Genomic DNA, 25,393 nt, shown 5'->3' with positions numbered 1-25,393 from the left:
ATGACCATGTCTAACATTAGGGGTTTAATTTATGCTTAATTCGGTTCAGGTAATTAAATCCATATTCGCTGACCATGATGATTTCTTCATTCAGGAAGAGCAATTTGATCAAACAGCCATATTTCTTATAGGTTTTAAAACGCTGATAGATTTCACGAAATCAAATTTGTATATTCGGCAAATGGCGAAAATGTCATCAACCGTTCATGACTTATTCACGAACCTCAGTGATCAACTAGACGTAGATACAGATCAAATAATTAAAGCTGTTGTAGAAGGCAAATTAGTACTGTTATCCGAGAATGAGCGCAATGCTGTACTTGAACCAGCCAATCGCAACTTAAGCCGAAGCATTGATCAGCCAAAAAATGAAAGTATCATTTTTGGTCCTATGGATGCTTTTGTTGAGGATATTGACATTAACGTAGGGTTACTTAGAAAGTGGTTGAGCACGGAACGTCTGTGCCATTGTTCTTATCAAGTTGGTGAGCTGGCTAAGCGGAGGATTTCAATGCTCTACATCAAAGGAAAAGCGTCAAGTGCGCTAATTGAAAAAGTGGACCAACACTTAAAACGAATTGAAACGGATATTGAAACGGTTGATGATCTGAGTAAGCATTTCGGGCAGCGCAAGTTTAATCCCGTTAGTTATCTATTCTCAACGGAAATTCCGAATCAGGCCATTGACTCGTTAAAAAAGAACAGAATTGTTCTTTTTTTAGATAATTATCCCTTCGCACTTGTTTTTCCTCATCTCTTTTTGGATATGTTGAGTACTGTAAACGATCGCAATTTCCCTTATGGGTTATCACTGATGATTCGAATATTAAGGGGATTGGGAACGTTGGCAACGCTTATTCTGCCCGCGTTGTATGTTGCCTTAACGTCAGTTAACCCTGATGTTTTAAAAATTGATCTCGCCTTTTTTATCTCTGAAAGTAGAGAAGGCATCCCATTAACACCCATCATAGAAACTCTAGCCATGGTCGTGATCGTCGACTTAATCATTGAAGCGATCGTGAGACTCCCGAAAAGCGTTGGTCCCGCAATTACCATGGTTGGAGGAATCATACTTGGCCAGGCCATGGTGGAAGCGAAATTAGTCAGTAATTTATTGGTTATTGTAATTACCGCGATGCTGATAGCAAGTTCATCCGTCGTAGGCGTACAAAATTCCTTGTACATTCGTGCATTAAAGTACCCCATTTTAATATTGGCATCTGTCTACGGTATTCTTGGAGTATTTGTCGGTTTAACTTTTGTATGCATTTATTTGGCGAGCTTAACGTCATGCGATATTCCGTATATGACATTTCGCATAAAAGGAAAGGGCGACACACATTGACTTCAAGGTTACAGATAGGATTGGTGTATATCATCATGCATATGGGATTCGGTTATTTGCAGTACCCCAGTCTCATATATAAGCTAACGAAAACCGGTCATTGGGGAGTGGTTCTTTCATATGGATTGTTAATACTAATTTTAATGATGATTTGCAAGAAAGGACTAGACTATTTCCCTGAAAAAGATATGATTGATATTTATTTAAAAATGGGAAGATGGGTTGCTTTCCTTTTTTTAATCCCCTACGCACTCAATATAACTGCGCTGATTGCGATGAGTTTTCGCCACCATGCTGAAGTCATTGCGTCGATTTTTTTACTTCAGACGCCTATTTGGGCGATCATGATTCTTCTTCTCGTCATTTCAACGTATACAGCTATAAAAGGTTTAGGCACGATCTTACGCTCTTCCGTTATTATTTTTCTCATCGTTAATATTTTGGTGGCTTTTGTTATTGTTTCTTCGTTTGTTAATTTTGATTTTAGAAACGCTTTGCCGCTTATACCGCCATCTCTTCATTTTGTAACGAATATAAATTTTCTTTACCTTTTGGGATTTTCTTCTTTATTTTTAGGATTTATACCTTCCAAAACTAATTTGACGTACGGTCAACTTTTTGGGGCATTGGCTTACGTGATCTGCTTCTATCTAACTGTTGTGTATATCCCGCTTTTTATTTTTGGGACAGAAACGGTTGATAGCTTTTTCTTCCCTGCCAAAGAAGCCGCGGATTCCGTTGACATGAATTGGTTTGTATTTAACCAGCAAACCATGTTTTTTGGTCTGTCAATGGTCGGGTTTACAATCATTTTAAATGCGGTTCTGCTATGGATGATCATTCAAATCATACAGAAACTTTTCAATTTGAAAAGTAAAAAAGCCTCTTATTGGATTTACGCCTTTTCACTTATCGCATTCGTATTCGCTATCTCCATTCCGAATCTGATCTTGATTGAGAAATTTGCATTATGGAGTGCTGGCGCTAATGCACTTTTTATCATTATTCTTCCATTTACCATGTTTATCTACGGTGTTTTAGCTGGTAGGGGGAGGTTGAGATATGAAAAAAAATAGATTTTTTATGAGTACTATTGTTCTTCTGTCTCTAATCTTTCTTGTAGGCTGCTGGGATATTAAAGAAATAGATAAGCGCGACATTCCTTTAATGATTGGAATTCGTAAGGAGAGCGATAACCAATTCAAAGTGACATTGTATATTCCAACAACCGAGAAAGGCAGCAAAATATCACGAACCATCACTCAAAAAGGTACAAACGTTTCTAGTATTTTGGAACAACTAAAGACAAATACCGAAGATGCCTTGTATTACAAGCAGGTTCGTTTAATTCTCATTCAAAACAATTTTGCAAAAGACAAAGCAGATATTGGTGAAATGATTCTTTAATGAAATCCAAAGAATTACCTTCCATAGCTTTACTAGCTATAACAGATGAAAATATCGAGAAAATGTTTTCATCCATTGATGAAAAGCTTGATGCACATGCAACCTCAGTAATTGACTATTTCTATAAAGGAGCCGATTGGGCACCGGAGATCACCACCTCCCGAGTATGGGAAGTTTATCGGAGCTTGTTTTCGTATACGAAAGATATCGCGGTTCTGGTTGTTAATGCTGGAAAAGATACATTACTAAGCTTTGAGGGATCCGCTGTATTGAAAAACGGAAAGATTATAGAACAAATTAGTCCAAGTGAAAATCAATTTGTGAATTTGTTTCAAAAGCTCCGTGCAAAAGGAAAGGTAGAGAGCCTGGGTTACGCCAGCATCATGGTGGAAAATAGTTCATTACGAATCAAACCGTCAAAGAAAGCTGGCGAACTGATGGTGGCAAGCGATTTATCTTTAAAAATAGACGTTATGGAAAAAAATGAAGACACCACGAATGATCAGATACAAAGAGATCTTGAGAATCTGATAGAAAAGCGGTTTTACAATTTGTTTGAGCAAGCTCAAAAAAACAAAACAGATATATTCGGATTTGGCCAACATTTCCGTAATCAAATTCCTTATGATGAATTAAAAAACTGGAGAGAAGACTACTATCCTAAGTTAAAAGTAAATTTTCAGGTCCATGTCAAAATGGAATAAATGACTTCGCCAACCATTTGCAAAGAAAACCATACATAAGTTGCTTCATGCCATATTTTTTTTGCAACAATTTTAATCCTTTTATCGTCTGATTATTTGTAGTGATTCAAACATATAAGAGAGAAGGCAACTTATGAAAATTTATAGCAAAAAAGCAGCTGTTTATCCAATGTTAATAGCGAGTATGCTGATGTTCACGGCATGCACATCAAATGAAAAACCAGCAGCGAGTGCCGCTGATCCAATAGCTAGCTCATCTCCTAGCCCAGTTGTAGAACCTTCATCAACACCTTCAGCTGCACCTAGCGCAACACCGGCAGTTTCTTCCAAGCCGACATCTACGCCTAGTGGTAACGTGAATGTAACGCCAGTATCGTCAGAAGCGACATCGGTAACTAAGCAAATTAAAGGTATGCTTGAATTAGCGAAGTCAGGCAAGGTGGCGGGCATTGAATTTGCTGCAGAAACTAAATTGATTGATGATGTGGAGAAAGCTTGGGGGAAAGCGGATCATACAGATGTCGTTGCGAGCAATATATATGCAACCTACGCTAAGAAAAATGCAGTCATTGGCTTCAATAAGGGCGATCAAATTATCGATATTCGTTCCAGTGATCCAAAGCTGCAAACATTAACGCTGAAACAAATCGAAGAAGCGCTAGGAAAGCCATCGGATACGAAAGTAAACGGGGATGACACGATTTATATTTATAAAGCATCCGATATGTTTCAATTAAAATTTATTATTCCTAAATCAAGTGGGAAAGTAGACCATATTTCTGTGTTTGATACGAAACATTCGGTCAATAACATGGCAGGTTAAACAAAAAACCAAAGGGGCGAGCCCCTTTGGTTTTTTGTTTTCAACATCCTATTCTATGAATCTGGAACCCTCCGGTAAAACAGCATCCTTATCAACGGCAACCAATCCTACCCCTCCCGGGATAAAGGCTGCAACAGTATCATCATCTACATTTAAATAATAGCCCGGAACATAAGTACCATGTACATAAGTTTGGATAAAGCCATTATTATTAATATACGCTGGCGTACCCTCAGTCTCAGTTGCTGCACTAATGACACTTGGAACCATCAAACTCGAACTTGCAAGAAGCAGAATCAATTTTGTTTTGAATGAACTCATATTGTGCACTCTCCCAACGGTATGATTTATTTCAACGCTATAATTCATCTGTAAACCATTTGGGATATATTTGAAACACCTGCGAAAGAAATTTTTGGAAATATTTTTTTTGTATCTGCAGACAATGCGTTATTGAACATTGCTGCGTTCCGATTATTACTTTTACCTATAAAGTTAATTCCAATTATATATTAGACCAATAAAATGTTTGGAGATATGATGTATGAATTAGTGAAAAAAAGCCATTCAGAAATAGTCGACCAAAGGAGGTCATTGTCATTAGCAGTTATGTAACTTTGTTTGGAACCGTAAGTGTACCGATTCTGTTAGCTTGTTTTCTCGGTTATCTGTATCAGAAATTTAAGTCACCCGATACGAAGGTGCTGGCAGACTTAAGCCTGTTTGTGCTTTCACCATGTCTGATTGTAAGTGCCGTATCGAGCAGCGAGTTAAATAGCTCCTCTTTTGCTCATATCGCCATATTTACCGTTATTCAGACTGTCCTCTGTTGGGCGGCTTCCCTTGTTGTTGGAAAATTATTTCGATTTAATGCGCCATCCTTACGGGCCATGGAACTGACGACGATCTTTGCCAATTCGAATAATTACGGATTGCCTTTGCTGCTTCTCGCATTTGGAAATGCTGGCTTCGCCATTGGCGTCACGAATGTCATCCTACATATCGTACTTGTGAATACTCTTGGCATGTACATTGCCTCGCGAAGTTCCTTTAGTCCGCGGCAAGCCGGTGCCAAAATGCTGCAGAACCCACTGATTTATGCGGCTGTTGTAGGACTAGTCCTGTATATATTCAAAATTCCGCTGCCCAAAAGCTTGCATGCCGGTTTGGAACTGATTGGCGGGGCTTACGCTGCCATCGTTTTGCTTATGTTAGGGATGCAGCTCAAAAAAACAAACTGGCGCGCGAGCATGCGACGCGAACTGTGGATTTCTATCCTCATGCGAATTGTGGGTGTGCCACTTTTATCTTTGTTGACCATTAAATTACTTGGACTTCATGGACTTGAAGCTTCCGTTTTATTCGTACAATCCTCCATGCCTTCCGCTATTAATTCCGTCGTGCTTATGGAGAAATACGGGGGCGATAAGGAACTTGTTTCTGTCAATGTAGCGATGACGACGGCAGCCAGCTTTCTGTATCTGCCTGTGCTGATCTATTGGTCAGGCGGCTTCTGAGTGGAGCTTTTTTGCTTGCGATTTGTAATCCCGTTAGGTACAATGGAAACCATAAAAACAAAATTGGTTTCCATTGTAGATAGGAGGAATCGTACGTATGAAGGATTCGATCCGGTTGCGCATCGTTCAGGAGGCAGCGGATCTGTTTAATGCCAATGGTTATCGCGGCGTAACACTAAGCGAGCTGGCGACTCGTCTTGGGATGAGCAAGAAGACGCTGTATTTGTATTTTAGCGGCAAAGAAGAGATTGCCGGAGCTGTGTTGGAAACTGTTTTGAAAGCGATTACACTTCTTGTGAAGGAGCAAATGCAGTCTTCCGACCATCCGCTAGATATTTTCGAGCGTGTCTTTATGGGGATCAGGGGAGAGATCGCTAAGCTGCATCCGTTATTTTTAAACGATATCCAAACCTATATCCCCGATTTATGGGCGAAACTGGAGGCATTTCGCAGTGCCCAACTCACATTCATCGAACAGCTTCTCAAGCGAGCCATGCAGGAGGGGCATATTCGAAACGTTAACCCCAAACTGTTAACCGCAATCATGCTGGAAAGCATTGAACGCATGGCCCGCCCGGATGTGGCTGCCAAGTACGGAGTTACGATGGTAGAGATGGGCGAAACATTGTTCGGCCTGTTTATGCACGGTCTTCGCACGGACTCATGCTAAGGGAGGAGCAAGTACCCATGAACGATTATGTGCTTGATTTTAGCCAATTGGATAAAAACAGCCTTCCACTCGTAGGAGGCAAGGGAGCGAATTTAGGCGAAATGACGAAGGCGGGGTTTCCTGTCCCCGCAGGCTTTTGTGTCACGACGGAAGCTTTTTTGTCTTTTCTGAAGCAGAGTGAGGTGATGGACGAATTTTTCCAGCGATTAAATGGCGTAGAGGCGGATCAGCTAGCGGTAATTACGGTGTTGGGGCAGTCCATTCGTGAGCATCTGGTAAACATGGCGGTTCCTGATGACATTCGGACCTCTATTATTCAGGCTTGGCAACAGTCAGGAGCGGATCAAGCCTATGCGGTGCGGTCGAGTGCCACGGCGGAGGATTTACCGTCAGCTTCATTTGCCGGTCAGCAGGATACGTATCTGAATGTACGTGGGGAAGAAGCGCTGCTACATGCCGTACGAAAGTGCTGGGCGTCATTATTCACCGATCGGGCGATATCGTACAGGGCTCGTAACGGCTTCGATCATCGTGCTGTGCATCTATCCGTCGTCGTGCAACGCATGGTTTTCCCGAAGGTGTCCGGCATCATGTTCACCGCCGATCCGATTACGGGCAACCGAAACACGGTGTCAATTGACGCCAGTTTCGGCTTAGGGGAGGCGCTTGTGTCTGGGCTGGTCTCCGCTGACCTGTATCAGGTGCGGTCTGGGAAGCTGCTCACGAAGACAGTTTCCCGCAAGAAGCTCGCTATCTTCGCGCTCTCGGAGGGTGGCACCGTAACGAAGGAACTGCCTGAGGCAGAGCAAGCCATGCAAGCATTGGAGGATTCGCAGATCCTGGAACTAGCTGCCATCGGCGAGAAGATTAAGCGCTACTACGGCTCAGAGCAGGACATCGAATGGTGTTTTGCGCAAGGAAACTTCTACATCGTTCAGAGTCGGCCGATCACCTCGTTGTTTCCGCTGCCGGAGTTAAGCATTCCTCCAGGGGAAAGTCCGCATTTGCTTGTATCCTTCGGCCATCAGCAGATGATGACGGATGCAATGAAGCCAATGGGCGTATCTGTGCTTCGAACGCTGTTTCCTTTCGGGAAAACAGGTATTCGGGAAATGAACGTGCATACGGCGGTAGTCGGCGGAAGGGTTTATATCGATATTACAAAGCTGCTGACTCTGAAGAAGGCCCGTGTTCTTTTACCGAAGGTATTGACCAACATCGACGAGATGATTGGCCTTGGCGTAGCGGAGATTGTGAAGCAGGAATCGTTCGTTCGACATCTGCCTCCAGCACCTGGCGTGAAAAAAGGCGTTATCAGCTTTATTCGTCCAGTGCTGCTGAAAGTGGCGCGCAAACTGCTCTATGCTCCTGTTACCGATGCACATCCTGAGGTCAATGTGTACATCGAGGGATCGATTCGTAAGGGAGAAAGCCAGCTTTCCGGAGTCTACGGTCCAGAGCGGATAGTCCGAATTCAGGAGCATGTAGGCTCGTTGCTAATGACCATTTTCCCACAGTTGATCCCCTATCCGCTGGCGGGAATTATTTCGTCACGACTCTTGAATGCACTGTCAATAAAATGGCTGGGCGATACGGAGATCGTGCATGTGCTGAACAGAGGATTGTCAGGCAACATTACGAGTGAGATGGGACTCATGATCGGCGATTTAGCGGATGCGGCCAGACCCTACCCACAAGTGACAGACCTGATCCTGCATGGCGATCCGCTTCAATTTAGGGAAAAACTGCAGCAGGTAGAGGGAGGCAGTGTATTCGGGCAGCACTGGGATCGCTTCATGGAGCTTTACGGCATGAGGTGCCCTGGCGAAATTGACATTACACGCCCCCGGTGGCGTGAAGATCCAAGCACGCTGCTGCCATCGATTGGCAGCCATATGCGGAGCATGGAGCCTGGGGAGCATCGAGCCAAGTTCGCCGAAGGCGCACTGCAAGCGGAGGCCGCGGCAATCGACTTGTTAAAGCGGCTGCGTGCCCAGCCTTTTGGCAGGTTGAAGGCGAAGCTCATGTCACGGCTAGTGAGCGTGTTCAGAGGATTGATGGGGCTGCGGGAGCATCCCAAATATTTAATGATGCAGCATTTCTACCTCGTGCGCAAAGGGTTGCTTGACGAAGGCAACTCGTTAGTTAAGAAGGGTGTGTTAAAGCGGGCGGAAGATGTGTTTTATTTGTCTCTCGATGAGCTGCTGAAACTGGCCGAAGGCGAACGTCCATCGGGAGTTGCGGCGCTGATACAGCAGCGGACGGAGGAACTGAAGCGATTCCGCGGCATGACGCCACCAAGGTTGATGACGAGCGAGGGAGAAATCGTTATCGGCCGGCGTAAGTTGCAGGATGCTCCCGAGGGAGCCTTCGTTGGAACACCGGTATCCGCCGGCGTCATCGAGGGCATCGCTCGTGTGGTGCTGCGGCCTGAGGAGGCGAAGCTGAACAAGGGTGAGATTATGGTCGCCCCTTTTACAGACCCAGGCTGGACGCCTCTGTTCCATTCCGCCGTCGGGCTGGTTATGGAGGTCGGCGGTTTGATGACACATGGCGCCGTAGTAGCCAGGGAATACGGGCTGCCGGCGGTTGTTGGCATCGATGGAGCGACGACTCTCATTCGCGACGGAGACCGAATTCGGTTGGACGGGACTCGCGGCTATGTACTGGTGCTGGAGCGAAACGATTTCATGAAACTTGACTGAGGAGGTTAATCAAATGGTACCAAAACATATCGTATCAGCAGCAACCATTGTCATAAATGAACGCAACGAAATTCTATTGATAAAAGGACCTAGACGAGGATGGGAAATGCCGGGAGGCCAGGTTGAAGAGGGTGAATCCCTGAAGGATGCGGCTATAAGGGAAACAAAGGAAGAGAGCGGAATCGATATTGAGATAACCAAATTTTGCGGCGTTTTTCAAAATGTGAACGCTAGTATTTGTAATACGTTATTCTTAGGAAGACCAATTGGTGGAGAATTGACCACTACGTCTGAGTCTTTAGAAGTGGGATTTTTTCCAGTTGAAACTGCATTAGAGATGGTAACGTGGGGGAATTTCAGACAACGAATTGAGTATTGCTTGAATGAAGAACATCATCCATTTTATGTTGAATTCTCTATTCCACTTAAGGATTGTTAAACCCAATAGAAATTAGAAATGTGATCCGCAGCCAAGTGCTGGGGGTCTTTTTTTGCTAATAAAAAATGCCTTATAATGATTATCCGATGTTATCTAATGATTATTGACTGCTAAAAACACCTGTATTGTAAGCGTATACAAATGGCTTTCTGATGATTGTATCCGGTTACTCCATACGATGCTATGATCATTTTATTCCAACGCACCATGCAGAAAGGAAGGTCGTCTCTCATGAAGGCAACGACGGTGGACGCCGGCATCAAACGAGAATCTCTTTTAACCTCGAACGTGCTAAAAAAAAGACTGCTCAAAAATCGCTGGCTCTATTACATGCTTACTCCGGGTGTCCTGTATTTCCTTATCTTTAAATACGCGCCGATGTGGGGAGTGCTGATCGCGTTTCAGGATTATTCGCCTTTCACTGGATTCTGGGGGAGTGATTGGATCGGTTTCGAGCACTTTCGGACATTTTTCAGCGAGCCCGAGTTTGCGCTGTTATTCAAGAATACGTTTATTCTCGCAATCTACAACATCTTTTTCTTCTTCCCGTTACCGATCATTATTGCCCTTATGCTCAATGAGATTCGTAAGGAAGTGTTCAAGCGAACCGTACAAAGTCTCATCTATATCCCGCATTTCATTTCTTGGGTCGTTGTGGTTGGTTTGGTCCATATTTTGTTTACAACAGAAGGCGGTATTCTTAACGAAATGATCGCATCCTTTGGTGGAGAGAAGTTGAACATGCTGTTGGATAAAAACTGGTTTAGGCCGTTTATCATTGGCGAAATGATATGGAAAGAAACCGGTTGGGGAACGATTCTGTTTCTTGCGGCGCTTGCGGGTGTCGACACGCAGCTGTATGAAGCTGCCAAGATCGATGGTGCCGGAAGGTGGAAGCAGATGATCCACGTAACATTACCAGCCATCCGCAGCACGATTGTTGTACTGCTGATTCTAAGGCTTGGTTCATTTCTGGATGTTGGCTTCGAGCAAATATTCCTCATGTTAAACCCGATGAACCGCGAGGTTGGCGAAGTCTTCGAGACTTATGTGTACGAGCGAGGTATACAGCAAGGGGACTTCAGCTACTCAACAGCGGTGAACTTGTTCAAATCGGTCATCGGCATTGTATTGGTAGTTGGCGCCAACCACTTTGCCAAAAAAGCAGGCGAGGAAGGCATCTATTAGGAAGAAGGAGGAATCGATATGAAGGAATCTCTTGGCGGCAAATTGTTTGACTTATTCAATTACACCTTTCTGGGCTTGTTCGGCTTAGTGACCATCCTGCCATTCATTTATGTGGTCGGCGGAGCGTTTACCTCGCCGCAGGAATATATCAGCCGGAAGCTAGTCTTGTTTCCCCATTCGGTATCCCTGGAAGGATTCAAATATATCTTCTCAACACCGGTGCTGCTGACAAGCTTGAGTGTAACAATCTTTATTACGATTGCCGGCACGTTGATCAATTTGATTTTCACATGCCTGATGGCGTATCCGTTGTCACGCAAAGATTTGGACGGACGCAAAGTTATTTTGCTCGGCGTCGTTTTCTCGATGCTGTTCAGCGGAGGAATGATTCCGACATTTCTTGTCGTGAAATCGCTAGGCATGATCGATTCCTTCTGGTCGCTGCTGCTGCCCGGAGCCATCAGTGCGTTCAACCTGATCGTGCTCAAAAATTTCTTCCAGCAGATGCCGGACGGTCTTGAGGAAGCCGCAAAAATAGATGGCTGCAACGACTTGCGCATTCTATGGCAAATCGTGCTGCCGTTGTCATTGCCGGCTATCGCGACGTTCTCGCTGTTCTATGCGGTCAACCATTGGAATTCGTTTTTCTCAGCCATTCTGTATATTAACGATAACTACAAATGGCCAATCCAGGTATGGCTGCGGCAGATCGTCATTCTCTCGTCAGGAGGACTCGGTGATTCTGCGACGTTCGACTCCAACTACATTGTACCTCCAGGACAAATAATCAAAATGGCTGTGATTGTCATCTCCACTGTCCCGATTCTCTGTGTGTATCCATTTTTGCAAAAGCATTTTGCCAAAGGGGCATTAATCGGATCGGTCAAAGGCTAAATCCAAGGAGGGGCTCATGCTGAATGGACGCGTACTGGAACGCTCACCCCCTGAGGGGATTTGTTGCCATGAACACGAATTCCAATATGAACTAATGGAGGATGAATCATGCTAGAAAGTTTAATCCGGACTGCCTTTGTGGATGATTGCTTGAACATTATGAACGCTTCGGAGGATATTTGCGAAGTCTTTAAAGAAGTGAGTACGACACACAGAACGTTTGCCCAATTCGGCAGCCTGACGCGTTCGGATGATCAGATTGCAACCGAACTTCTGGCTCGCTATAGGGACGATTGGGAGTCCCATCGCACCGTGAAGGAGGAGGTTGGCTTTCGCTCGGCACCGCTTGTCCCCAAGACAGAGGCTGAGTCTTCCCTTGCTTTAGCGCTTGGATGGATCGCTCATCGTACAGCGAGGGCGCATTTGACACCGGAATCAGCGGAGGCAGGGTTGTATCAGGACGCTGAGCTGTTCCGCAAGCGATATGTAGGCGGCTCTGGCATCAGTCGTGAGGAGCTCACCGAGTTGTTTAGCGTCATGCAGCAGCGCTTTTTTATTGAGATGCACACATTCGTCCCGGATGTTGATGACATCGAGGGATGGTTTGATCGGCTGGATGAGATGATGCGTGAATGGGAGGGGCACATGGCGCAGTTGGCTAGCGCGGTAGTCGCTCCCGATTCAGAGAAGGGACAGCGGAATGTCGATACATTGAAAATCTATGACGAAGAGGATGCATTGATCCGGATGGCTGAAACTATCCGCAGCGGTGTGCGGCCTTCACAGGGCGAAATTGAAGCGGCGCTTTCCGCCGAACCACGGAGTAAGTATGCACGAGGTTTGAATCAGGCGATTAACAGCCTGCGCAGAGCAAACGCATTTTTTATCGGATCCAGCGATTTAAGGTCGTTCAACGAATTCTTGGCGGTATAAGAATAAACCACAATAAGGGGGATCTTTCATGGCTAATCTTATCAGGAAGTCCAGCATAATGGGGATTGTAGGGAGTTTGTTCGTTACTGCCGCTCTTGCCGGCTGCAGCAGCACTCCTCCGAAGGCGTCAGAAACGAGCCAGCAGGGCACATCTGAGAGCACGACACCGGCGAAGGAGGATAAGCCTTTTGTCATTACGATGATGAATCTGTCCGTCCTGTCTGAGCCGCCGAAAGAGAATGACCCCATTATTACAGCGGTTGAGAAGCTGACCAATACGGATCTGCAGATTCAGTGGGTGCCGAACGGTACGTACGAAGAGAAGGTAAACGCCACGATCGCTTCCGGGCAGCTGCCGATGGTCCTGTTAATCGGAACACCGGTGCAATCCAATATCAAAAATGCCATGAGAGCCGGCCAGTTCTGGGAAATCGGACCTTACCTCAAAGACTACCCGAACTTGCAAAAGGCGTTAAATCCAGAAGTGCTTAAGAGCACAGCGGTTGGCGGAAAATACTATCAAATTAACCGGGCTCGCTCCCTGGTCGGGGACGGCATGATCTATCGTACGGATTGGCTGGATAAGCTTGGTATGAAACCTCCGACAAACCTAGATGAGATGTATGAAGTCATCAAGGCGTTTGCTACAAAGGATCCGGACGGCAATGGAAAAAATGATACGATCGGCCTCGCCGAAGAGAAGAGCATACGCGGATTCAAGCTCATTTTGGCAGCGACTGGCGGAGGTAACGTGTGGGAGATTAAAAACGACCAGGTTGTCCCCGCACATGAAAGCCAAGCTTTTGTAGAAGCAATGAACTGGTACAAACGTCTCTACCAGGAGAAGTTGATCAATCAAGATTTCGCCATTGCGGAGCGAGTGCAGAACATCGATAACGGCAATAAAGGATTGTTCGGATTCCGGCTCGGTGACAATGACTTTATTTCTCGTCACTCGGAGCTATTCAAGATCAATCCAAAGGCAGAAATGGATACCTCCAGTATTCTGAAAGGAGTAAACGGCACCAAGCTGCTGATGGACAGCGGGCTTTCGGGCAGTTTCGTCATTCCGAAACAGACGGTGAAAAGCGAAGCCGATTTGAAGCGGATTCTACAATATTTCGACAAGTTGTCCACTCCGGAAGGACAGAACATTTTCGAATGGGGCGCGGAAGGCATTCATTATACCGTGAAAGACGGCAAAGCAGACCGGACGCCGGAACAATCGGCGAAGTATGCAGCAGAGGTCATTCAGCTGCAGCAAGCTATGCAGGTCTCTGACGGCTCGCTCGCGATGGAAGGAACGTACGATAAATATACAAGCAAATATAAAGCAGCCAAAAAAGAAGCAAGCGCCGTACCGGGTATATTTGTAACAAACCCGGCAGCAGCTTATAATTCGCCGACATTCGATTCGAAGCGCACGCAGCTTGATAAAATTATTAACGATGCCCGTGTGAAGTACATTATGGGTGAGATCGATACGGCTGGCTGGAAGGCTGCGCTTGATAATTGGCGTAAGTCCGGAGGCGATAAAGTGCTGGAAGAGTTGAACAAGGAATATCAGGCTGACCCTAACAAAGGGAAATAAACCAATATACGGAGGATGAGCTATGTCGGAGAATGTAACCCATACCGCAGTTGTGGAAGATTGCTTTAACCTTATGCTCGCATCGGAACGTATTTGCAGCGCTTTTAAGGAGGCTGGCAGGGACCATATCCGATTTATCCAATTCGGCAGCGTAACGCGTTCGGGTGATAAATTTACAGTCAACCTGCTGGATAAATACCGATCGATCTGGCCTACTCGCAATCGTAATGAAAATGACCGCCTCGGATATAAGCTCGCGTTTGTACTGGGGTGGCTGTGTCATCGCGCAGCGGACCGGCAAATGAAGGTCGTTTTTCGCGAAGCGGAGCCAGAGTCAAGCGAATTCCCGACGGATTGCAGCATCTATCATGATGCATTTATTTTTCGCAAATTGTACGACGGCAACGGGAACACACCATTCCCTTATCGGACAGCTCATTTCGAGAAGGGGCTGGAGAGCTTGTCCGCAGCGGCTATGATCGATATAGGCGGAGTTACGGATGTCTACCGCTCGATCTGGCAGCAGTCCCTGTTGGGACTCCAAACGTTCATTTCGCAGACGAGAGATCGGGACGGTTGGTTAAGCAAGCTGCACGCCAAACATCAGGAGCAAGTCATCCATCTGGACCGCTATGCCGAAGCGGTTGTCACGCCGGTATCCACCAAGACTCAACGTTTTATTGGGGATACGAACTTTTACAGCAGCGAAGATGCCATCTTGCGGTTGTGCGAGGAGCTGCGCAAAGGTGCGGTACCGTCCCAGAAGGAGATCGATGAAGCCTTCGAGGCGGAGCCGACAAGCCACTACGGCCATGCCGTCCGAATGGGGTTTGGTTATCTGATGAGCGCCAGCAGCTATTTTACTGGAGCAATAGATGAAGAGACGCTGAAGGACCAACTCGATGTTGGCAAAAAAGGCAGAGACGGTCTGGCGGTTTAACTTCTCCCTTAAATTATGCTGCACCGGCTCGGCCCATAAGGCGGTCCGGTGTAGTATAATGATGGCGTGCAACAAGAGAAGAAGGCTGAGGGGGCGGATTATGTTCAGAATCAACCGGTACCTTACAAAGATGATTGTGTTCTCGATAGGCGTGAGCACGCTGCCTATCATCCTGCTCGGACTATTCTTTTATGTGAAAACGTCTAGTACGATTCAACAGAAAGTCAACGACGGTAACGTGCTGGTGCTAGAGCAGACGCGTCTGCGAATCGAGCAGGTACTAGGTGCGCTGGATTTACAAATTGAACGACTTTCGGAGAGCTCCTTTGTGACTGAGGCACTGGAAACTGGCATTACCCCGTCCCAATTTACCCTTGTCCAAAATTTGTTGAGATCGATGTCTCAAGTGCAGACATTCGATGTTGGTGTCAGAGACGTTCACCTGGTTGATGTTAGCCGGGGATGGATTTTAAATTCGGAAGGCTATAATCCGCTGTCTCCCGAGAAGACATCTATTATCGACCATTATTTGCACATCGACCGAAACAAGTTTTGGAACGTGGAAAAAACAAGCTTGCTTCGCAGTCGAAATGCGGATAATACCCTGACATTCAGTCTGGTCAAAAAAATTCCGGCTTTTATTGAGAAGCCGCTTGGGATGTTGATCGTCGAAATCAACGGCGGGCAGCTTCGCCATTTCCTGGCCAACAATAATACGCTCGGTGAAGTGATGATCCTGGATGAAGATTACGCTGTACTGACGACTCAAAGTGAAAATAGTAAGGTCGATACGGCAACTTTACAGACGATTGTCGGGAAACTGCGTGGGAATCAGGAAAAGTCCGGCCTTTTTGAGTCGTTGGTAGGAGGCACCCAGGTCGGTGTGGCGTTTCAACGATCTTCATTTAACGGTTGGATCTATATTTCCTTGATTCCAATTGAACAGATCAAGTTCGAGTCGCGCAGGACAGGATGGATTATCTTAGCTACTAGCTTCACGATGCTGCTGCTTGCCGTGTTGATCTCATTGGCTGGTTCACAGCGGATGTATGCGCCCATACATAGGCTTTATCTATCTTTGTTTTCACAGCAGGATCCGGAGCGTAAACGCGTAGATGAATTTCTTATTATTAACGAAAGGTTCATGAAAATGCGCAGTGATCAAGTGCAAATGGCCGATCAACTCAGAAGCCATACGCGCCAGCTTGAAGAATATTATGTGTTAAAGCTCGTTCGCGGAGATTTCAAACCGTCCGAAATTCAAGAAAAGCTTGGCGGCATGAACGTAGCCGGTCGGCGCATGGCAGTGCTAACGATTCAGATGGATACGCTTAAAGGTACACGTTACGAGGAGCGGGACAGTGAGCTGCTGTTATTTGCAATCAACAACATGGTCAGCGATCTCATCCCGTCGGCTCAGCGGCTGCTGCCGATTGTTTTGCAGTCGTCGCAAGTAACGCTTGTTTTTGAGGAACCGGGCTCGACTGAGGATTTCCGAACTTATATCTATTCGCTAGCCAAACAGGTACAGGATACCCTTGAGCAATATTTAAAGCTGCGGATTAGTATTGGAATCAGCAGGTCTTATGACGGGTTGAGGTATGCCAACCAAGCCTATAAGGAAGCGATAGATGCGTTGAAATACCGTGTGATGTATGGACAAAAGACAATCCTGCACATCGATGACGTCCAACCGGCCCATCATGTGACGACGATATATCCGAAGGATCTGGAGCGGCAAATTCGCGATTCGGTCAAAATGGCGGATCGGGATAAGGTACAGGAACTGTTAAATGAGTTTTTTGAGGAAATTTCCCGCCAGTATCATAACTATAATGAGTATCAAATCGCCGTCACGAGGTTATTCGTCAACTTGATCTGGCTGCAGCAGGAGAGTGGTGGTGCGACGATCGATCTTCCAGAAGGGGAGCCTCCGCTTCTTGAGCAATTGAATGCGCTATCATCCGTGGATGAAGTGCGGCATTGGTTCAGAAACAAGTTGATCGAGCCGATGATTCTCGTCTATGACGAGCAGAGACGGACGAGGCATAAATCGATCTCCGAAGAGGTCACTCAGCTGATTCATAGCAACTTCGACAGTGAAATCAGCTTGGAGTCGTGTTCCACCCTGCTTAACTATCACCCGAGCTACATCAGCAAGGTTCTGCGGCAGGAGCTTGGGATCAGCTTCAGCGACTATCTGCTGCAATATCGTTTGTTGAAGGCAAAAGAAATGCTGGAAGAGACTGACATGAAAGTATCGGAAATTGCCCTGAAGCTTCAATACAATAATTCTCAGAACTTTATTCGATCCTTCCGCAAGTTGGTTGGGATCACACCGGGTGCTTACCGGGAGGAACGGCTTACTAACATGCAATATCGAACATTCAAGCAATAAACAGCGAAGGGGATTAAGCTATGAAACGGTTTGAAATTGCGGTTATTCCAGGAGATGGTATCGGTAAGGAGGTTGTTCCCGCGGCTCTGGAGGTACTAAATGCGGTTGCGGAGGTTCATGGCGGAATCTCGTTTCAGTTCGAGTCCTTCCCTTGGAGCTGCGATTATTATGAACAGCATGGCAAAATGATGCCTGACGATGGCTTGCAAACGCTTCAAAACTTTGAAGCTGTGTTTCTCGGAGCGGTTGGCGACCCTACGCGAGTGCCTGATCATATCTCGTTATGGGGCTTGCTCATTAAGATCCGCAGGGAGTTTCAGCAGGTGATTAACATCCGCCCAGCCAAATATTTCCTCGGTCTTTCTTCACCATTGCTTTATCCAAAAGAATTTGATCTTCTCGTCGTTAGAGAAAACAGCGAAGGCGAATACAGTGAAATCGGCGGTCGTATCCACAAAGGCGATGATGAAATTGCCATCCAGAACGCTGTGTTTACACGCAAGGGCACGGAGCGGGCGATGCGATATGCGTTCGAACTTGCCCGTAAGCGTCGCGGGCATGTAACCAGCGCCACCAAGTCTAACGGTATCGTCTACTCGATGCCATTCTGGGACGAAGTGTTTAAGGATGTGCGCAAAGATTACCCCGACATCCAGACAACTTCAACGCATATTGATGCGTTGGCAGCCTTTTTTGTGACAAAGCCGCAGGTGTTTGACGTTGTTGTGGCGAGTAATCTGTTCGGTGACATTTTAACCGATATTGGCGCCGCCATTATGGGGAGCATCGGCATTGCCCCGGCTGCCAACATTAATCTGAACGGCAAATATCCATCGATGTTCGAACCGGTTCATGGTTCTGCGCCGGACATTTACGGACTCGGCATTGCCAATCCGATCGGTCAGATCTGGACGGCCAAAATGATGCTGGACCATTTCGGCTATCAGGAGCTTGGCCAGCATCTACTGGATGTGGTCGAGAACGTAACGGATGCCGCGATTAAAACGAAGGATATCGGCGGCACGGCTACTACGCGAGAGGTGACATCGGAGATTATTCGCCGATTAAAAAAGTGACGAAGATTAATAGTAATTTATGAATCGCATTTTCAAAATCAATTCAGGAGGTAATCTCTTATGGGCAAACCCTATCGTGATTTATCTTATTTGTATCTCGACAGTGCGGAGCGACAGGCTGGAAGCCGTGTTTCCACTGCGGAACTGGAAGAAGCGGCAAATTCCAAGGTATTGAATGTGGATGAGATTACAAGCCCTGTAATTATTGAGTCCTTGGAGCTGCTGTTCAACAATGGGCTGTATTTTCTGCGTACACGTTCCAAGGACGGTTCCGAGGGGGTAGCGGTAGCCAGTGAACGGGCGGCATATTTGTATCCGCTGCTGAAGCAGCTGATCATCCCGTATTTTATCGGCAAGGATGCGCGCGACTTAGAGAAATTGCTAGACGGCGTCTACGTGTATGAGAGCAATTACAAGCTATCGGGTCTTGCGTTATGGTGCTGCATCTCCTGGGTGGAGGCGAGTCTGCTTGATATGTTGGGACGCATTGTCAACAAGCCGATCGGAAATTTGCTGGGCGGCGTTATCCGCTCAGAAGTGCCGATTTATGTGGCTAGCGGTAACCGGGGTACGACACCGGAAGAAGAGATCGAGGTGCTGCAGCGACGGATGGCTGAAACAGGGGCGAAAGCGGTCAAGTTTAAGGTAGGCGGCCGTATGAGCAAAAATGCCGACTCCCTCGCAGGCCGCTCGGAGGGGCTGATCTATATGGCGCGCCGTGAATTTGGCGATGACATCGCCATCCATGCCGACGGCAATGGCTCATACGATCCTCCGGTCGCTATCGAATACGGCAAAATGCTCGAAGAAATCGATGCTTTCTTCTATGAAGAACCTTGTCCGTTCGAGCATCTGGAGGACACGAAGGAAGTCGCCGACAATCTGGCGATTCCGCTGGCTTTCGGCGAGCAGGAGACGAGCATGCGTCGCTTCCGCTGGATCATCGACAACGATGCCGCTCAGGTTATTCAGCCGGATTTGCAGTACAACGGCGGCTTTATCCGCAATACACGTATCGCTCGAATGGCAGCGCTGAAAGGTATTCCGGTTACCCCGCATATTTCCGGAGGGTTCGGTTATGTGTATGTGCTGCACTACGCGTCATACATCCCGAACATTGGGAAGTTCCAGGAAGACAAATCAGGCGTTAAGACGACCGGATTTCTGTTCTCTCCGCCGAAGGAATCCAAAAATGGTGTCATCTATGCGCCGACAGGCCCTGGGCTCGGTATGGACGTGGCGACGGTGAATGTTTTGCTGCGCAGAGCTTTACAGATTTGATTGAGTCGCTGGTTCCCCATACTGGCAGCGTCTATAAGCGAAAAACAGGCTATCCGGGATTTATCGGGTGGCCTGTTTTTGTGATGTGACATGAAGGAGGAAGGGACATTTGTAGTGCAATCAAAGTAGTACCTTGACAGACACAGTAATATGATTTATTATACAGTCATGGAGGTGATTGTATGAGCGAGAACAAGATCACATCCGACCTGTTACGCGGACATACGGATACGATGATTTTACGGCTCTTGTCCGAAGCTGATCGTTACGGTTACGAGATTGTCAAGCTGATCGCCGAGCGTTCGAGCGGCGAGTATGAACTGAAGGAAGCTACGATGTATTCCAGCTTCCGGCGGCTAGAAGCAGATGGTGACATCGAGTGGTATTGGGGCGATGAGTCACAGGGCGGACGGCGTAAATATTTTAGGATAACTGAAAAGGGCAAGAACACTTATGATCGCAACAAAAGCAACTGGGAGTATGCCAAACGCGTGTTAGAAAACTTAGTATGAGGAGAGATTTGATATGATGAATCCCAAATTGACGGATTATCTGAACAGCGTTTTTACGCCATACGATGGTGTAAAAAGCGTCTCCGAATTAAAAGACGACCTGCATACCGATTTGCAAGAACGATACCGTGAACTCAAAGCGGATGGCAAGGACGATGAAACAGCGTTTACGATGACCATTGAAAGTATCGGCGACATCGAGCAAACGATTTTGGAGGTCGCCAACCTCTCCCGTTCGCTGGAACGGCAAGTGCTGACAAACTTTAATGGAAGCAACTTGGCGGAAAGTGATTTTGCAGGCGTTAAGGCGCATAAAGGACAGTTTAAAGGCAGCTCACTGCACGGTTCCGACTTTTCCGGCGCTGATTTAACGGGCAGTTCGTTTAAGGCAAGTGACGTACGCGAAGCCAATTTTGACGGCGCGAATTTAACGGATTGCAGTCTGGACGCGCTGGACCTGTCAAATGCAAGCTTTGATAAGACGATTCTTGTACGAACTAATTTTAGCAAGTCAGGGCTTGACGGTGCCAAGTTCACAGGCGTGAGACTCATCGATGTGACGTTATCGATGACCGATCTTCGAAAGACGATTTTTGAAGGCTGTCGATTTGAGGGAGTTGATTTCAAATACACCGATCTTACCCGGCAGCGTTTTGACGGTCAGACGTTTATCGGCGTTAAGTTTGACAAAGCAGCTTTAACCGAAGTTTCATTCAGGGGCGCTACATTTAACAATGTTTCATTTCAGCCCGGTTTTAGTCTCACGAATAAATACTATCGGATGATCAAAACCGTTATTTTCGACGGCGCAACGATGGATAAACTGACGTATGCGGCGCTTAAAGGTATGGGAGCGGATGTATCCAAGGTTACTATTCGATAAGGAGGGAACTCAATGAACAGGATCATAACGGGACAAAGTAACAACGGCTTCTCCAAAGCAGGGCTGAGTAGATTGCACGATGTGCTGGCACGGCATGTTGACTCCGGGAAGATTCCAGGGATTGTCGCTCTGGTCAGCCGGAATGGTGAGACACACGTCGAAGCGCTCGGTACGATGCGCCATGACGGTGGCGCTCCGATGAACCGGGACACGATATTCCGGATGGCATCCACTTCCAAGCCGGTTGCAGTCGCACCGGTGATGATCCTGCTCGACGAGTGCAGGCTGCGGCTGGATGATCCGGTAGATCCCTGGCTGCCTGAACTCTCCAACCGGCAGGTGCTGAAACGAGTCGACGGCCCGCTGGACGATACGGTGCCGGCGAGACGGCCGATCACGGTAAGGGATCTGTTGACCTCCACATTCGGGCTCGGCATGGATATTACGCTGCTGGGCACACCGATTCTGAGTGCGATCTTCGAGCAGGGGCTTACGCCCGATCTGCCGACGCCGATGCCCGAACCGGATGAGTGGATGCGCCGTCTCGGCGCACTTCCGTTGATGTATCAGCCAGGAGAGCGCTGGCAGTACCACATCAGCAACGATCTGCTCGGCGTGCTCGTCGCCAGGGTCACGGGGCAGTCGTATGAGTCATTCCTGCGCGAACGCATTTTTGATCCGCTCGGCATGAAAGATACCGGATTCCACGTGCCTGCCGATAAAATCGATCGGATGCCGCCCCTCTACGCGCCCAATCCGCAAACTGGCGAGTTCAACGTTTGGGACGAAGCCAAAGGGGGACGCTACAGCCAGACTCCGGCGTTCCAGGGTGGCGGAGGCGGATTGACCTCCACCGTCGACGATTTTCACGCCTACTTCCGGATGCTTCTGAATCAAGGGAAACACGGGACTGAACGGATTCTATCCCGGCCTGCCGTCCAGTTGATGACCACCAACCGGCTCACACCTGAGCAACAAACCGTCCGTAACGCCATGGCGACCAATAATGTCCATTTGTCATTTGGGCAAGGGCAGCATGGTGGCTGGGGATTTGGGATGGCGGTTCGCACTTATCGTGGCGACTACGCGCCCATCGGTCAATTCGGCTGGGACGGCGGAAGCGGCACTTCGACCTATGCTGATCCAGTCAACCAGCTCACCGGAATCCTGCTCACTCAGGTGGGCATGTCAACTCCGGATTCGGCGAGGGTTATCCACGATTTCTGGACCACGTATATCAGGCCATTGAGGATTAATAGTTTATTTTCATTTAACAAGGTGAGGTGTAAAGTATAGTGAAACTTTATGATTTAAGTGTTCCTATCAGTCCCCAAATTCGTGAACCACTTCCAGCTAAAATTGAATACTCCACCCATGAAGAGGGAGCAGTCCAAGCAGCTGCAGCGCTCGGGCTCGCACCTGAGAATTTTCCAGAAAAGAAAGCATGGGCTACAGAGACAGTAACATTAAATACACATTCGGGGACACATGTGGACGCGCCATGGCATTACTGGCCTACATCGGAAGGCAAACCCTCCAGAACAATTGACGAGCTTCCCTTGGAGTGGTTTTACTCAGATGGCGTGCTGCTTGATTTCAGCAGTAAACCGCCGGGTTATGAAATCACGAAAGATGATCTCATCACTGAGTTGAAGAGGATTAACTATACGTTAAAACCATTCGATATTGTACTCATTCGGAGTGATGCAGATAAACGATTGTACCACGAGCATTATGCGTTCCTGCATGCTGGTGTTTCAGCTGAAGCGACACTTTGGCTGCTCGAATGCGGAATTAAGGTTGTTGGGACGGATGGCTGGGGCTGGGATATTCCATTGAACCTGCAAGCCGAGGATTACCGAAATCATCCAAGAGACGGTGTCCTGTGGGCAGCCCACTATTTAGGTAAGGATCGGGAGTATTGCCAGATCGAAAAACTTGCAAACCTGGATCAACTGCCGAAGCCTTATGGTTTCAAAGTGTCCTGCTTTCCAGTGAAGATTGAGCGAGCAAGTGCCGGATGGGCAAGGCCAGTTGCAATTTTTGAATAAAATACCATGCCGCGTGTAAAGCACCGTGCGTTCTAGTTAGACCCTCAGCTACTGCTGTGGGTCTATTACTTTTTGAAAGATAGGCAAGAGATTCTGGAAATTCCACTAGTCGCCACCTGCAAGTGATGGATGCGTCCTTTGCTGCTAGAAAATAGAATGTATTATTTAGTAGTTTTGGGAGGTGGCTTATGTCACAGAAAGATAAAGGAAAAAATAAATGCCGCCCCTGTCCTCCAGGGCCAGAGGGAGCCCGAGGGCCTCGTGGAATTCCGGGACCTCGTGGACCACAAGGCCCCCCTGGACCAGCGTTTGCTCCCGGTTGTAATACGCAATCTTTAGGTCCTTGTTCATTGGCCGAGGGTTCTTCCACGAAATCAATCGGGTTCGCTTCCCATGCCGAGGGATCCAAAACAGTTGCCTATGGCTTAGCCTCACACACGGAGGGAACGCAAACCAAAACAACGGTCGATGGGATAAATGCGCATGCGGAAGGTGAAGGGAATATAGCGAGTGGAAGAGCCTCCCATGTAGAAGGTGGAGGTGTGGATTCGATCGGCAGACCTTTCCCTAATCTGGCAAGCGGAAATTCTTCCCATGCAGAAGGTCTTGGCAATATAGCAAGTGGCTTGGCTGCACACGTGGAAGGGATAGTTGCCATAGCAAGCGGGGATGGTGCCCATGCCGAAGGTGCGGAGTCAACAGCAAGTGGTTTCGCTGGACATGCCGAAGGACAAATCGCTAGAGCCATTGGGGATGCGTCCCATGCAGAAGGATTTAATACAACGGCAAGCGGACAAGCTTCACATTCCGAAGGGCGGCTAACCACGGCAAGTGGGCGGTCATCGCATGCCGAAGGTTTTACAACAACAGCAAGTGGAATTGCCTCACACGCGGAAGGTCAAGGTACAACGGCTGGCGGAGTGGCTTCTCATGCAGAAGGAGAAGGAGCTACGGCAAGCGGAGAAGCATCGCATGCGGAAGGAAGTTCTACGATAGCAAGCGGAGTTGCGTCCCATGCGGAAGGAAATGGGACACAAGCCAGTGGACCTGTCTCTCATGCCGAAGGTGCCGGTACGATAGCAAGTGGACTAAATTCTCACGCAGAGGGGATACTAACAACGTCCAGTGGTACGGCCTCTCATTCGGAAGGAATACAGACAAGCACTAATGGACATATAGGTGCCCATATTATGGGAACAACCGGTAAAGCGGACAGTGATTTCTCCTGGTTTTTAGCCAATGGACTTCTTGATGATGGGACCGGAAATAATTTGGCGGCCAAAATTATTGGTTCAGGCTTAAATAATGGAAAGGGTTTTGCGGATGTCGGTTGGTTTGGAGGCGGTGCTGACTTCGCTGAGATGTTTGAAACCTTGGATGGTCAGCCTATCGATGTCGGATACATGGTGACCTTGGATGGAGAAGGCGATCGAATACGAAAAGCGAAATCAAATGATCATTATTTGTTAGGCATAACGAGTGCAAATCCTTCTTTTTTGGCAAATAGCGGTGAATTGAGATGGAAGGACAAGTTTATGACCGATGAATGGGGCAGGATTTTACTGCAAAATGTTCTCGTACCTGCAGTGCTCGATAACAAAGGTAAAGTCATCATTCCCGAACGAATGGAAGCCCGGCCGCGGATTAATCCCCGATATAATGCTGCGCAAAGCTACAAAGCAAGGTCGCAGAGACTGGAATGGGTTGCCGTAGGCCTGTTAGGACAAATTCTTGTTCGAGACGACGGGACATGTCTTCCCAAGGGATATTGCAAGCCTAATGATGAAGGGATTGCTACCTCTTCATCCGTAGGATATCGGGTTATGAAGCGTACGGGACCAAATCAAATATTAGTAATGGTTCAACCTGTTCAATTGGGATGAAACGTAAAGTATTGCCTGTCAGATTCGGATCTAAAGATTCCTAAGCTGTGGACAAGGTGCTGCAGCTTTTTTTGCACTTCCTGGGCGAGGAGATTCGTGTGGAAAGTAAAGCTAATGAACAGGTGATGAGATACTAATTTTCACCCGTGCTTC

Annotated in this window: 22 protein-coding genes and 1 pseudogene; 22 read left to right on the top strand and 1 reads right to left on the bottom strand. The window is 47.3% G+C overall.

Going from position 1 to position 25,393, the window contains the following annotated elements:
* Positions 1-31: 31 nt before the first annotated feature.
* The 5 genes from GON05_RS18385 (at position 32) to GON05_RS18365 (ending at position 4,279) form a co-directional block, all read left to right on the top strand.
* Positions 32-1,345: a spore germination protein gene (locus tag GON05_RS18385; RefSeq protein ID WP_157320681.1), complete on the top strand. Its 1,314-nt coding sequence runs from the start codon at positions 32-34 to the stop codon at positions 1,343-1,345.
* Complete coding sequence (locus GON05_RS18380; protein WP_309491752.1) at positions 1,264-2,421, top strand: GerAB/ArcD/ProY family transporter; 1,158 nt, start codon at positions 1,264-1,266, stop codon at positions 2,419-2,421. The genes GON05_RS18385 and GON05_RS18380 overlap by 82 nt, the downstream gene beginning before the upstream one ends.
* On the top strand, positions 2,408-2,752 hold the full coding sequence (locus tag GON05_RS18375) for a Ger(x)C family spore germination protein (protein ID WP_157320679.1): 345 nt from the start codon (positions 2,408-2,410) through the stop codon (positions 2,750-2,752). Before GON05_RS18380 ends, GON05_RS18375 begins: the two co-directional genes overlap by 14 nt.
* Positions 2,752-3,456, top strand: coding sequence for a Ger(x)C family spore germination C-terminal domain-containing protein (locus GON05_RS18370; RefSeq protein ID WP_157320678.1), 705 nt, complete (start codon positions 2,752-2,754; stop codon positions 3,454-3,456). Before GON05_RS18375 ends, GON05_RS18370 begins: the two co-directional genes overlap by 1 nt.
* Before the next feature lie 133 nt (positions 3,457-3,589).
* Complete coding sequence (locus tag GON05_RS18365) at positions 3,590-4,279, top strand: YjgB family protein (RefSeq protein WP_246239244.1); 690 nt, start codon at positions 3,590-3,592, stop codon at positions 4,277-4,279.
* Between the two features lie 48 nt (positions 4,280-4,327).
* On the opposite strand, the gene GON05_RS18360 is transcribed toward GON05_RS18365, so the two are convergent.
* The gene (locus tag GON05_RS18360; protein WP_157320677.1) at positions 4,328-4,600 is read right to left on the bottom strand and encodes a hypothetical protein; all 273 of its coding nucleotides are present in this window, start codon (positions 4,598-4,600) and stop codon (positions 4,328-4,330) included.
* A gap of 296 nt (positions 4,601-4,896) precedes the next feature.
* Here GON05_RS18360 and GON05_RS18355 point away from each other — a divergent pair, with 296 nt between their 5' ends.
* The 17 genes and pseudogenes from GON05_RS18355 (at position 4,897) to GON05_RS18275 (ending at position 25,240) form a co-directional block, all read left to right on the top strand.
* Positions 4,897-5,796 carry an AEC family transporter gene (locus tag GON05_RS18355; RefSeq protein ID WP_157320676.1) on the top strand — a complete coding sequence of 300 codons (900 nt, stop codon included), beginning with the start codon at positions 4,897-4,899 and terminating at the stop codon, positions 5,794-5,796.
* A gap of 97 nt (positions 5,797-5,893) precedes the next feature.
* Positions 5,894-6,466: a TetR/AcrR family transcriptional regulator gene (locus GON05_RS18350; RefSeq protein WP_157320675.1), complete on the top strand. Its 573-nt coding sequence runs from the start codon at positions 5,894-5,896 to the stop codon at positions 6,464-6,466.
* A 17-nt stretch (positions 6,467-6,483) separates the two neighbouring features.
* On the top strand, positions 6,484-9,171 hold the full coding sequence (locus GON05_RS18345; protein WP_157320673.1) for a phosphoenolpyruvate synthase: 2,688 nt from the start codon (positions 6,484-6,486) through the stop codon (positions 9,169-9,171).
* A 13-nt stretch (positions 9,172-9,184) separates the two neighbouring features.
* Positions 9,185-9,610: an NUDIX hydrolase gene (locus GON05_RS18340; RefSeq protein ID WP_157320671.1), complete on the top strand. Its 426-nt coding sequence runs from the start codon at positions 9,185-9,187 to the stop codon at positions 9,608-9,610.
* A gap of 231 nt (positions 9,611-9,841) precedes the next feature.
* Entirely contained in the window at positions 9,842-10,798 is a 957-nt protein-coding gene (locus GON05_RS18335; protein WP_157320669.1) for an ABC transporter permease, read from the top strand.
* Positions 10,799-10,816: 18 nt separating this feature from the next.
* Positions 10,817-11,692 (top strand): carbohydrate ABC transporter permease, encoded by an 876-nt coding sequence (locus tag GON05_RS18330; RefSeq protein WP_157320667.1) that lies wholly within the window; start codon positions 10,817-10,819, stop codon positions 11,690-11,692.
* A 108-nt stretch (positions 11,693-11,800) separates the two neighbouring features.
* Positions 11,801-12,625 carry a hypothetical protein gene (locus GON05_RS18325; RefSeq protein WP_157320665.1) on the top strand — a complete coding sequence of 275 codons (825 nt, stop codon included), beginning with the start codon at positions 11,801-11,803 and terminating at the stop codon, positions 12,623-12,625.
* A 28-nt stretch (positions 12,626-12,653) separates the two neighbouring features.
* Positions 12,654-14,216 (top strand): extracellular solute-binding protein, encoded by a 1,563-nt coding sequence (locus GON05_RS18320; protein WP_157320663.1) that lies wholly within the window; start codon positions 12,654-12,656, stop codon positions 14,214-14,216.
* A gap of 22 nt (positions 14,217-14,238) precedes the next feature.
* A complete protein-coding gene (locus GON05_RS18315; RefSeq protein WP_157320661.1) occupies positions 14,239-15,156 on the top strand; it encodes a hypothetical protein in 918 nt (305 codons plus the stop codon).
* A gap of 100 nt (positions 15,157-15,256) precedes the next feature.
* Positions 15,257-17,554 carry a helix-turn-helix domain-containing protein gene (locus GON05_RS18310; RefSeq protein ID WP_157320659.1) on the top strand — a complete coding sequence of 766 codons (2,298 nt, stop codon included), beginning with the start codon at positions 15,257-15,259 and terminating at the stop codon, positions 17,552-17,554.
* A gap of 20 nt (positions 17,555-17,574) precedes the next feature.
* The gene (locus GON05_RS18305) at positions 17,575-18,630 is read left to right on the top strand and encodes a tartrate dehydrogenase (RefSeq protein ID WP_157320657.1); all 1,056 of its coding nucleotides are present in this window, start codon (positions 17,575-17,577) and stop codon (positions 18,628-18,630) included.
* 60 nt (positions 18,631-18,690) lie between these two features.
* Positions 18,691-19,911: a mandelate racemase/muconate lactonizing enzyme family protein gene (locus GON05_RS18300; RefSeq protein ID WP_157320655.1), complete on the top strand. Its 1,221-nt coding sequence runs from the start codon at positions 18,691-18,693 to the stop codon at positions 19,909-19,911.
* 182 nt (positions 19,912-20,093) lie between these two features.
* Positions 20,094-20,423, top strand: a complete 330-nt coding sequence (locus GON05_RS18295) for a PadR family transcriptional regulator (RefSeq protein WP_157320653.1) — start codon at positions 20,094-20,096, stop codon at positions 20,421-20,423.
* A 16-nt stretch (positions 20,424-20,439) separates the two neighbouring features.
* Positions 20,440-21,306: a pentapeptide repeat-containing protein gene (locus GON05_RS18290; RefSeq protein ID WP_157322187.1), complete on the top strand. Its 867-nt coding sequence runs from the start codon at positions 20,440-20,442 to the stop codon at positions 21,304-21,306.
* 12 nt (positions 21,307-21,318) lie between these two features.
* Positions 21,319-22,562 (top strand): annotated as a pseudogene (locus GON05_RS18285) (serine hydrolase domain-containing protein).
* Between the two features lie 39 nt (positions 22,563-22,601).
* Positions 22,602-23,357: a cyclase family protein gene (locus tag GON05_RS18280; protein ID WP_181646133.1), complete on the top strand. Its 756-nt coding sequence runs from the start codon at positions 22,602-22,604 to the stop codon at positions 23,355-23,357.
* 188 nt (positions 23,358-23,545) lie between these two features.
* The gene (locus tag GON05_RS18275) at positions 23,546-25,240 is read left to right on the top strand and encodes a peptidase G2 autoproteolytic cleavage domain-containing protein (protein ID WP_181646132.1); all 1,695 of its coding nucleotides are present in this window, start codon (positions 23,546-23,548) and stop codon (positions 25,238-25,240) included.
* The last annotated feature ends 153 nt before the right edge of the window (positions 25,241-25,393 follow it).

The sequence above is a fragment of the Paenibacillus anseongensis genome, assembly GCF_009757995.1.
Taxonomy (GTDB): Bacteria; Bacillota; Bacilli; order Paenibacillales; family NBRC-103111; genus Paenibacillus_E; species Paenibacillus_E chondroitinus.
This window is presented reverse-complemented; position numbering and strand designations above follow the sequence as displayed.

Bases quoted from the DNA above. Each gene is read 5' to 3' on its own strand.
- GON05_RS18385 (WP_157320681.1), top strand. From the start codon at position 32: ATGCTTAATTCGGTTCAGGTAATTAAATCCATATTCGCTGACCATGAT.
- GON05_RS18380 (WP_309491752.1), top strand. From the start codon at position 1,264: ATGCATTTATTTGGCGAGCTTAACGTCATGCGATATTCCGTATATGAC.
- GON05_RS18375 (WP_157320679.1), top strand. From the start codon at position 2,408: ATGAAAAAAAATAGATTTTTTATGAGTACTATTGTTCTTCTGTCTCTA.
- GON05_RS18370 (WP_157320678.1), top strand. From the start codon at position 2,752: ATGAAATCCAAAGAATTACCTTCCATAGCTTTACTAGCTATAACAGAT.
- GON05_RS18365 (WP_246239244.1), top strand. From the start codon at position 3,590: ATGAAAATTTATAGCAAAAAAGCAGCTGTTTATCCAATGTTAATAGCG.
- GON05_RS18360 (WP_157320677.1), bottom strand. From the start codon at position 4,600: ATGAGTTCATTCAAAACAAAATTGATTCTGCTTCTTGCAAGTTCGAGT.
- GON05_RS18350 (WP_157320675.1), top strand. From the start codon at position 5,894: ATGAAGGATTCGATCCGGTTGCGCATCGTTCAGGAGGCAGCGGATCTG.
- GON05_RS18345 (WP_157320673.1), top strand. From the start codon at position 6,484: ATGAACGATTATGTGCTTGATTTTAGCCAATTGGATAAAAACAGCCTT.
- GON05_RS18340 (WP_157320671.1), top strand. From the start codon at position 9,185: ATGGTACCAAAACATATCGTATCAGCAGCAACCATTGTCATAAATGAA.
- GON05_RS18335 (WP_157320669.1), top strand. From the start codon at position 9,842: ATGAAGGCAACGACGGTGGACGCCGGCATCAAACGAGAATCTCTTTTA.
- GON05_RS18330 (WP_157320667.1), top strand. From the start codon at position 10,817: ATGAAGGAATCTCTTGGCGGCAAATTGTTTGACTTATTCAATTACACC.
- GON05_RS18325 (WP_157320665.1), top strand. From the start codon at position 11,801: ATGCTAGAAAGTTTAATCCGGACTGCCTTTGTGGATGATTGCTTGAAC.
- GON05_RS18320 (WP_157320663.1), top strand. From the start codon at position 12,654: ATGGCTAATCTTATCAGGAAGTCCAGCATAATGGGGATTGTAGGGAGT.
- GON05_RS18315 (WP_157320661.1), top strand. From the start codon at position 14,239: ATGTCGGAGAATGTAACCCATACCGCAGTTGTGGAAGATTGCTTTAAC.
- GON05_RS18310 (WP_157320659.1), top strand. From the start codon at position 15,257: ATGTTCAGAATCAACCGGTACCTTACAAAGATGATTGTGTTCTCGATA.
- GON05_RS18305 (WP_157320657.1), top strand. From the start codon at position 17,575: ATGAAACGGTTTGAAATTGCGGTTATTCCAGGAGATGGTATCGGTAAG.
- GON05_RS18300 (WP_157320655.1), top strand. From the start codon at position 18,691: ATGGGCAAACCCTATCGTGATTTATCTTATTTGTATCTCGACAGTGCG.
- GON05_RS18295 (WP_157320653.1), top strand. From the start codon at position 20,094: ATGAGCGAGAACAAGATCACATCCGACCTGTTACGCGGACATACGGAT.
- GON05_RS18290 (WP_157322187.1), top strand. From the start codon at position 20,440: ATGAATCCCAAATTGACGGATTATCTGAACAGCGTTTTTACGCCATAC.
- GON05_RS18275 (WP_181646132.1), top strand. From the start codon at position 23,546: ATGTCACAGAAAGATAAAGGAAAAAATAAATGCCGCCCCTGTCCTCCA.